The following is an 8129-nucleotide window of genomic DNA, read 5'->3' on the forward strand; positions in this document are numbered from 1 at the left end:
TCAGCGGTGTGCGTCCGCCCCTTTTTTTCGCTGATGATCAGCGTTCAGATGTTCTGATTCCAGCTCAGCGATACCTCGACGAATCGTTTTCGGGTTACAAGCCAGTAACTGAGAAATGAATTCGATGCCACCATGCCCAAGCTTTATCGCTTCAATCGCAGCATAGCGACGACGATCCCTCTCGTTGAGTGACTGATAAAACCGAACCATTTGAACCTCTACTGTCGTCGAATAACTGCCCAAGATGACCTCCTGCACTCATGCGGAGCAATTATCGACGATTCCTGATCTCTTGAAAATAGGGAAGTTAATTGGGGACTATTCCTTGGCGGCCATGTCATCATTGGCGGTCAATCTACTGGTGTTTTTCCTGATGTCTAAATTAACCGGCATGTCTGATGAAGAACGCAGTGCTGCGGCAGCCTGCCTGGTTAAAGAAGTTGGTCAACAGCCTCATAAAATCCCCCAGGCTCGATCGTCCTATGAGTTCCAGGAAATGCTCAGTGCCCCACTTGGCCCAGTTGCTGCCCAAAAGGAAATCAGTAAAGCGCTGAGCGACCTGAATATGCGAGCAGACGACAATCGTCCACATTCTCTCAGGCGCTTAAGAGATCGCATTGAAACCAATCTTTCCGGCTTAATGGGCCCCACCATTGCCCATGATATTGTTGATTCGTTTCTACCACTGGATGCTGAAAGCAATTACGTGCCAAGGGATATTCATTTCATGGAATCGCGGATGGAGGATTACCATACCCGACTCACCGGTCTTGCCGGCGAACTGGACAGCCTGCGCCGCTATCATCGAGACACATTGAACTCGTTGCCCATGGCCGTCTGTGCCATCGACTCTATCAGCAACACCAGTAATGGGCTGATCAGTGACCGTGATGTGATGTTCTGGAATCCAGCCATGGCTGAACTTACCGGCATCGAAACAGAAGCCGTGCTGGGTATGCCGTTGAGGGATATTCCAGAGCCATGGAAAACGGTACTCAATGAGTTTCTTCGCCTTGAAGGCAAACACCTGACCAAACACCGCATTGAGATTGACGGGGGCGTTCGATACCTCAACCTGCATAAATCCACAATTCATGCACCCGCCTCCGGTACTGGCGGTAACCAGGTTATCCTGATGGAAGATCAAACAGAAACCCAGCTTCTGGAAGAACAGTTATTCCACAGCGAACGTTTGGCGTCTATTGGACAACTGGCGGCAGGTGTCGCTCATGAAATTGGTAACCCAATCACGGGTATCGATTGTCTCGCCCAGGAGATGAGTGCGCTCTCCAGTGATCCGGATATTAAAGAAAGTTCCCAGCAAATTCTTGAACAGACAAAACGGGTCAGCCGCATTGTTCAAACTCTGGTCTCTTATGCGCATTCTGGACAGAAAGGAGCCAGACAACAACTGTCTAATGAATCACTCTCCTCAGAACCTGTTGAAATATGCAGCACGATTCAGGAAGCGGTTAGTTTGTTGCAATTAAGTCATAAGCACAGCAATATCGAGTTCCGTAATCTGTGCTCAGCGGGGCTCTGCGTCTCTGGCAACAGCCAAAAACTGCAACAGGTGTTCATTAATCTGTTAAAAAATGCAGCGGATGCTTCTGATTCTGACCCTGAGATCACCAGCTTGATTTCAGTCACTACCAGCGCTAACCAGCATACGGTGACCATTCGAGTTGAAGACCAGGGACACGGTATTCCAAAAGAGATTCAGGAAAAACTCTTTGAACCATTTTTTACCACCAAAGAAGCAGGAAAAGGCACAGGTCTTGGCCTTGCCCTTACCTGGAATATCATTGAAGAGCACTTCGGCAGCATTCAGGTGATAAGCCCATTGGATGCGAATACCGGACGAGGGACGTGTTTTATGATTTCCCTTCCACGCTACGAAGCAGAGCCAATTACAACAGAATCAGTCTATGAGCTGCAGGGAGAAACGGCATGAGTCAGAGCACTACGGTTCAGGGCAAGGTTCAAGACAAAGTTCAGGGCAAGATTCTCATTGTCGAAGACGAAGAAATAATCCGTTCATCTCTGCGCAGGCTTCTGGAGCGTCAGGGCTATAGTGTCACAGAAACCGGCTCCGTTTATGAAGCCGAAGATAGCCTGCTTAAAGATGATTCTTATGATTTGATCATCAGTGACTTACGTCTTCCAGGCAAACCGGGAACCGAGATGATTAATCTCGCGGGCACCATCCCAGTGTTAATCATGACCAGCTATGCCAGTCTCAATTCTGCTGTTTCTACCATGAAACAAGGTGCGGTGGATTATATCGCCAAGCCCTTTGATCATGCCGAGATGCTGGAAAGAGTGGCTGAGGCCATAAAAAAGAAAGACACCCTCGCCCAGGACATCTCTGAAAATCAAAATGGTACAACAGATGTTAAACAGGCCGCCCTGTCGTCTGATGCTGGCTTCAGTGGCATTCTAGGACAGTGTGACGGCATGAATTTGCTCTTCCGACAGATTCAGAAAGTAGCACCTACCGATGCCACCGTTCTGATCCAGGGAGAATCAGGCACCGGCAAGGAACTGGTTGCCCGTGCCCTTCATGAAAACAGTCGTCGCGCCAAAGGTCCGATGATTTCAGTTAACTGCGCCGCCATTCCGGAAACACTGATTGAGTCCGAACTTTTTGGTCATGAAAAAGGGTCTTTTACGGGGGCAAACGCCGCCAGAACCGGTCTCATTGAAGCAGCGAATGGCGGCACTCTGTTTCTGGACGAGATTGGTGAACTACCCCTTGAAGCTCAAGCTCGACTGTTGCGGGTTCTACAGGAAGGAGAAATTCGTCGTGTAGGTTCGGTTCAGTCTCAGTCTGTGGACGTACGATTAATCGCCGCTACCCATAGAAACTTGAAGCAGTTGTCATCACAAAATGAGTTCCGGGAAGATCTCTATTACCGCCTCAAAGTGGTCGAACTCCGCATTCCTCCGTTACGTGAGCGGGGCGGTGACATACTCATGCTGGCAGAACGGCTGCTGGAAAAAACCTGTAAAAAAATGGATCTGGAAGTTTTCTCACTGGCGCCAGAAACCATGGCCGCCATGTCTCAGTATCAATGGCCGGGTAACGTCAGAGAAATGGAACACGCCATCGAGCGGGCAGTCATTCTTTCAGAAGACAATATTATTACCCCTGAACATCTGGATATTGAGGTGCGTGTTAAACAGGTGCTCTTCCGAACCGATGCTGAAGAGTCTCAGGATGGGCTGACCCTTGAAGATTATTTCCAGCGTTTTGTTCTTGAACATCAGGATCAGATGACAGAAACGGAGCTGGCACAAAAGCTCGGAATCAGTCGTAAAACGCTCTGGGAAAGACGGCAAAGACTTGGCATACCCAGAAAGAAAACAACCACTTAGGAGCTTCCCCTAGGAGCTTCCCCGAAACAAGATCCACATTTACTGAGGCCTTGAAGCATCGTTGAGACCGTTGACCGCTATCCGTAGGCCGTAGTCCGAAAAAGCGCGAGTGCCCCAGCTTTTTCGGAAAACGGAAAACGGAAAACGGAAAACGTTAATTGAAATGTGTAAGTTATTTCAGGACAAACCCTTAATATTTTGACATGATTAGCACACGACTATAACAGTCCATGGTGCACTCACCACAGCCTGTACAGCGTTCAAGATCAATCACTGGCTTTTTACTCGCATTAAATTCGATAGCCTGCTCACTGCAGGCTTCGGCACACAGATGACAGTTCATCCCAAGCTCAGCCTGACAGCTCCCTGTTAATAAAGGGATAGCCTGTCGTTTTTTCCCACGGTCCTTATCTAACGCACCGGTTGGGCAAGCATCAACACACTTCCCACAGAAATCACAGCTGCCATAAGCAAGATCCAGAATCGGGCGACCGTGCAGAATTTCTTCTTTCTCATCCGATTTTCCCAGCACTCGCATCGGGCATTGGCTGATGCATGCATCGCACTGAGTGCAAAGCGCCAGAAACAAAGCATTTTCAACGGCCCAGGGAGGCCGGGGATATTGGCTACCGGGAACAACAGGCGGTTGCTCCGGCGCAAACCGACGAAACAACGCCCGTCGTGCAGGCGACTCTAGCTGCTCATCATTTGTTTTGTTGATATCTAACATTGCTTCACTGGGAAACCGGTAACAGGAAGAGAGACTTTAGCCAAACACTGGCTGATTTTTAAGAAGTAGTTCTACCGTTTCCTGAACGCAATAACCACCAACTCCAAAACGCCTCATTACGGTGCTTTGCTTTACCCAAACTAAATAACATGGGTTATTTCAGGGCAGTGGATAAAGGTTTTTCGTTTAATTCACTGGTTGTTCATGGGTTGAACAAGCTTGGCATCGGCCTTGCTTTAGGAAGTTCATACCCAATCGCCTCAACAAGGTTAATAACAATGGCATATATCGAACCCAGTGAATTTGTGACAAAAATGGTGGATTCCGGCGAATCCAAAATCTATATGTCTAATAAGGACACGCTTATCCGTGCGTTTATGGCGGGTGCTATTTTGGCACTTGCTGCCATGTTTGCCATCACCGTCACTATTAAAAGTGGCTCGCCCTTGATTGGTGCCATTCTATTTCCTGTAGGCTTCATCATGCTTTACCTGATGAAGTTTGACCTGCTTACTGGTGTATTTACGCTGGTACCGCTGGCACTTCTGGATAAACGGCCCGGTGTTACACCACAGCAGGTTCTTAGAAACTGGGGCTTGGTTTTCCTGGGTAACTTTGGTGGCGCCATGACTGTCGCCTTCTTTATGTCGTTTATTCTGACTTATGGATACAGTATTGATGGCGGCGCTATCGCGGCAAAAGTCAGCAGCATTGGTGAATCACGAACCGTTGGCTATCAAGAACACGGCCTGTCTGGCTGGATCACTATTTTTATCCGGGGCATGCTCTGCAACTGGATGGTGTCCATGGGTGTGGTTGGCGCCATGATTTCCACCTCCGCTGGCAGTAAGATGATGGCTATGTGGATGCCAATTATGCTGTTCTTCTTTATGGGCTTTGAGCATTCCATCGTGAACATGTTCCTGTTCCCATTCTCCATGATCATGGGTGGTGACTTCACTGTTGCTGACTACCTGATCTGGAACGAACTGCCAACGGTGCTTGGTAATCTGGTTGGCGGTCTGTTTCTGGTAGGCTTACCACTGTACTACACCCATGTAAAAACCAGCCCAGAACGCCAGGTTGTATAAGGAATGTTAAGGTCGCTACTCAGGTAGCGGCAATCCAACATGAAGAAGTTAACCGTCGATCTTGGTCAGCACAGTGACAAAGGCAGAAAAGCCCGTAATCAGGATGCTTATGGTGCCCGAATCCCTGATGGCCATTTATTGGAAACCAAAGGCATTGCCATCGCCATTGCCGATGGCATCAGTTCCAGCGATGTCAGCCATATTGCCAGTCATACGGCCATCAGCAGTTTTCTCGAAGATTATTACAGCACTCCCGAAACCTGGTCCGTTAAAACCTCAGCTCACCGTGTTATTCAGGCAATAAATAGCTGGCTGTTTGCACAAAGTCAGCGTGGACCGAACCGCTTTAATAAAGACAAAGGGTATATCTCTACCTTTTCAGCCTTGATTTTGAAATCCAATACCGCCTATATCTTCCATCTGGGCGATAGCCGAATCTACCGATATTCCCAAGATAATCTGGAACAACTGACCGCCGACCACAGGAGAGAAGTATCAAAAGACATCAGTTATCTGACCAATGGTTTAGGTGTGCAAGAGAGAGTAAAGCTTGATTACATCGAAGTAGAACTGAATAAAGGTGATCACTTTCTTTTAACCACCGATGGTATTCACGAGCACGTTTCATTATTGGATGTGCTCAAGGAGCAGCCATCTGGCAGCCTGAATGCTCTTGCAGAAAAATTTGGAAAAACAGCGCTTAACAATAGCAGCCTGGATAATCTCACAAGCCAGATTATCGAAGTAAAACAGCTGCCCGAAAAGGCATACCATGAAGTCAGTAAACAGGCTGATAAAACCGGCTTGCCGAGGCTGGAAGCCCGCAGAGAAATAGATGGACTCAAAATTCTAAGAGAACTGTACATCAGCAGTCGAAGCCATGTTTATCTGGCACTGGATATGCAAACCCAGAAAGAAATCGTCATCAAAGCCCCACCCACGGAGCACCGAGAAAACCAACCGTTTCTGGAAGCCCTGCTAATGGAAGAGTGGGTACTCCGGCGAATGAACCACCCGCATCTGGTGAAAGCAGCCACGATGAGTCAACACCGCAGCTATCTCTATACCACCACTGAATACATCAGAGGGAGAACATTGGCTCAGTGGATGATTGATAACCCCAGGCCCGACCTGACAACCGTTCGAGATATTATCAGTCAGATTGGCAAAGGTCTGCAGGCGCTGCATCGTAAAGAAGTGATTCATCAAGATCTCAGGCCAGCCAACATTATGATTGACGGCAATGGCACGGTAACCATTATTGACTTGGGGTCATGTCGTATTCAGGGTATTTCAGAAATAAAACGGGAGATCAACAGTATACCCGGAACGGCTCAATACACTGCGCCGGAATACTACATTGGTCTAGCAGGCTCCACGCGATCGGACATTTTCTCCCTTGGCGTCATCACCTACCAATTACTAACGGGTAAGCTGCCCTTTGGCACAGAGGTTGCCCGAATAACCAGTGCAGCCAATCAGAAAAAATTGACTTATCGCCCTCTGAGCCTCATCAACCCAATGGTGCCAAATTGGGTTGATGATGCAATTTGTAAAGCTGTCGCTGTCACACCAGCTAAACGCTATCAGGAAGTTTCTGAATTCATTCATTGTCTTTATAAGCCTGATCCGAGTTACGCCATTAAACGGCATCAACCCCTTATAGATAGAGATCCTGTGCGCTTCTGGCAGGTAACCTCTCTGGTGCTTGCTATTATTGCTCTGGCTCAGCACTTTTAATCCGCTGGGTTCTGGCTGATACCCAACTTTAGCTGTAAATAGCCAAACGTCTTATTTCTTATTAATCCCTGATATGGGAATGTTTCCTCATTCGTTCAAAGTCTATTTTTTGCGAGGGGCAAATACAAGGATTTATTATGACTACTGCACCAGGATTAGAAACAAGAGTACAATCAAAAATTACTGCCTTTTATCAAAAGCCAGTAGAGAAAGGCAATGTCCAAGAAAAGGCGCGTAGATTTGAAAGCCGAATCATTGCCAATCAGTCAATCCAGCCTGTACTTGCTCATGCTAATAAAGTAACCGATAACAGCAGGCTAAATACTGAACCTAAAAACCATGTCCTCACAGAAAAGACATGTGTTGAAAGATCAGTAAAAAACAGCCCTACTACCTCTCTAAAATCCACTAATAATCCATATCAACCCAGCACAGATAAAACAAAGGCTCAGAACAATAACGCGTTCCAAAAATTAAGCGCTGCAGAATTAGTAGCAAAACTGAGAAAAAACAAACCTACTTATCAAAAACAAGGTATTCAATCATTAATCAGTTTTCACGAATCAGCCATTAAGAAAGCAAGAGGAGAGCCTGCCGCCAGAAAAAGGCCTGCCTCACCCAGCAAGCAGTCAACCGCAAACCAAACTTTACCGGCAAAAAAATCGCCACCACCGGTAAAACCAAGAACGATGTATGCAAACAGAATAGATAAAAAAAACAGTGAAAAAGCTTTCACTGAGATTATTATCAGAAATCAAAACGGGCAATATTCAGCAAAGGCAAAGCTGCTAAACAGTTTACCTGAGGAAGTTCTTAAGAAATTCGGATTTAGCGAGGAACGAATAGATAATTTAGAACCAGTTGACAAGAAAAAGGCTTTAAGTAGTTAACCAAATGAAATCATATATTCCTGACCGACCTGCTCAAACACTCGTATGACTTCTGCTTCAAACGCCTTAAAGTCCATGACCTCAAAGAGATTCAACCATTCATACTTCACCTTTTGCCATAGCATYTCTATCAAGTTCAGTTCTGGGGAGTAGGTTGGCAGATAGCAGACAAGTATCTTCTTTKCGATCGCCCAGTCGGCCAGCTCCTCTCGGAATAACCGACTCGTGTGGATACTGGCGTTATCAACCATTACCACCGTGTAACGGTCACCAGAACTGTACTTGGGAGCGGCCATTTGC

At 47.0% G+C, this 8129-nt stretch carries 8 protein-coding genes; 5 read left to right on the top strand and 3 right to left on the bottom strand.

The features are described from left to right. Entirely contained in the window at nucleotides 1-243 is a 243-nt protein-coding gene (locus AKL11_RS04840; protein ID WP_095210190.1) for a hypothetical protein, read from the bottom strand. Between the two features lies 1 nt (nucleotide 244). On the opposite strand from AKL11_RS04840, the gene AKL11_RS04845 reads away from it, so the two are divergent. Together AKL11_RS04845 and AKL11_RS04850 are read left to right on the top strand one after the other, a co-directional pair. Next, a complete protein-coding gene (locus AKL11_RS04845; RefSeq protein ID WP_095210191.1) occupies nucleotides 245-1954 on the top strand; it encodes a two-component system sensor histidine kinase NtrB in 1710 nt (569 codons plus the stop codon). Then, nucleotides 1951-3378 (top strand): sigma-54-dependent transcriptional regulator, encoded by a 1428-nt coding sequence (locus AKL11_RS04850; RefSeq protein ID WP_067515500.1) that lies wholly within the window; start codon nucleotides 1951-1953, stop codon nucleotides 3376-3378. Before AKL11_RS04845 ends, AKL11_RS04850 begins: the two co-directional genes overlap by 4 nt. A gap of 190 nt (nucleotides 3379-3568) precedes the next feature. Here the strand turns inward: AKL11_RS04850 and AKL11_RS04855 are convergent, their stop codons facing one another. Next, nucleotides 3569-4108 carry a ferredoxin-type protein NapF gene (locus AKL11_RS04855; RefSeq protein ID WP_067515501.1) on the bottom strand — a complete coding sequence of 180 codons (540 nt, stop codon included), beginning with the start codon at nucleotides 4106-4108 and terminating at the stop codon, nucleotides 3569-3571. A 278-nt stretch (nucleotides 4109-4386) separates the two neighbouring features. On the opposite strand from AKL11_RS04855, the gene AKL11_RS04860 reads away from it, so the two are divergent. From AKL11_RS04860 to AKL11_RS04870, 3 genes are all read left to right on the top strand, one after another. Beyond that, on the top strand, nucleotides 4387-5199 hold the full coding sequence (locus AKL11_RS04860; RefSeq protein ID WP_067515502.1) for a formate/nitrite transporter family protein: 813 nt from the start codon (nucleotides 4387-4389) through the stop codon (nucleotides 5197-5199). Nucleotides 5200-5238: 39 nt separating this feature from the next. Next, on the top strand, nucleotides 5239-6939 hold the full coding sequence (locus tag AKL11_RS04865) for a bifunctional protein-serine/threonine kinase/phosphatase (RefSeq protein ID WP_067515503.1): 1701 nt from the start codon (nucleotides 5239-5241) through the stop codon (nucleotides 6937-6939). A gap of 137 nt (nucleotides 6940-7076) precedes the next feature. Then, nucleotides 7077-7829, top strand: coding sequence for a hypothetical protein (locus tag AKL11_RS04870; protein WP_067515504.1), 753 nt, complete (start codon nucleotides 7077-7079; stop codon nucleotides 7827-7829). On the opposite strand, the gene AKL11_RS04875 is transcribed toward AKL11_RS04870, so the two are convergent. Next, a partial coding sequence (locus AKL11_RS04875; protein ID WP_067515505.1) for a transposase occupies nucleotides 7826-8129 on the bottom strand: 304 nt, incomplete at its 5' end. The genes AKL11_RS04870 and AKL11_RS04875 overlap by 4 nt on opposite strands.

The sequence above is a fragment of the Endozoicomonas ascidiicola genome (genome assembly GCF_001646945.1).
Taxonomy (GTDB): Bacteria; Pseudomonadota; Gammaproteobacteria; order Pseudomonadales; family Endozoicomonadaceae; genus Endozoicomonas; species Endozoicomonas ascidiicola.

Excerpts from the sequence above, each read along its gene's own strand:
- AKL11_RS04845 (WP_095210191.1), top strand. The coding sequence starts at position 245 with ATGACCTCCTGCACTCATGCGGAGCAATTATCGACGATTCCTGATCTC.
- AKL11_RS04850 (WP_067515500.1), top strand. The coding sequence starts at position 1,951 with ATGAGTCAGAGCACTACGGTTCAGGGCAAGGTTCAAGACAAAGTTCAG.
- AKL11_RS04855 (WP_067515501.1), bottom strand. The coding sequence starts at position 4,108 with ATGTTAGATATCAACAAAACAAATGATGAGCAGCTAGAGTCGCCTGCA.
- AKL11_RS04860 (WP_067515502.1), top strand. The coding sequence starts at position 4,387 with ATGGCATATATCGAACCCAGTGAATTTGTGACAAAAATGGTGGATTCC.
- AKL11_RS04865 (WP_067515503.1), top strand. The coding sequence starts at position 5,239 with ATGAAGAAGTTAACCGTCGATCTTGGTCAGCACAGTGACAAAGGCAGA.
- AKL11_RS04870 (WP_067515504.1), top strand. The coding sequence starts at position 7,077 with ATGACTACTGCACCAGGATTAGAAACAAGAGTACAATCAAAAATTACT.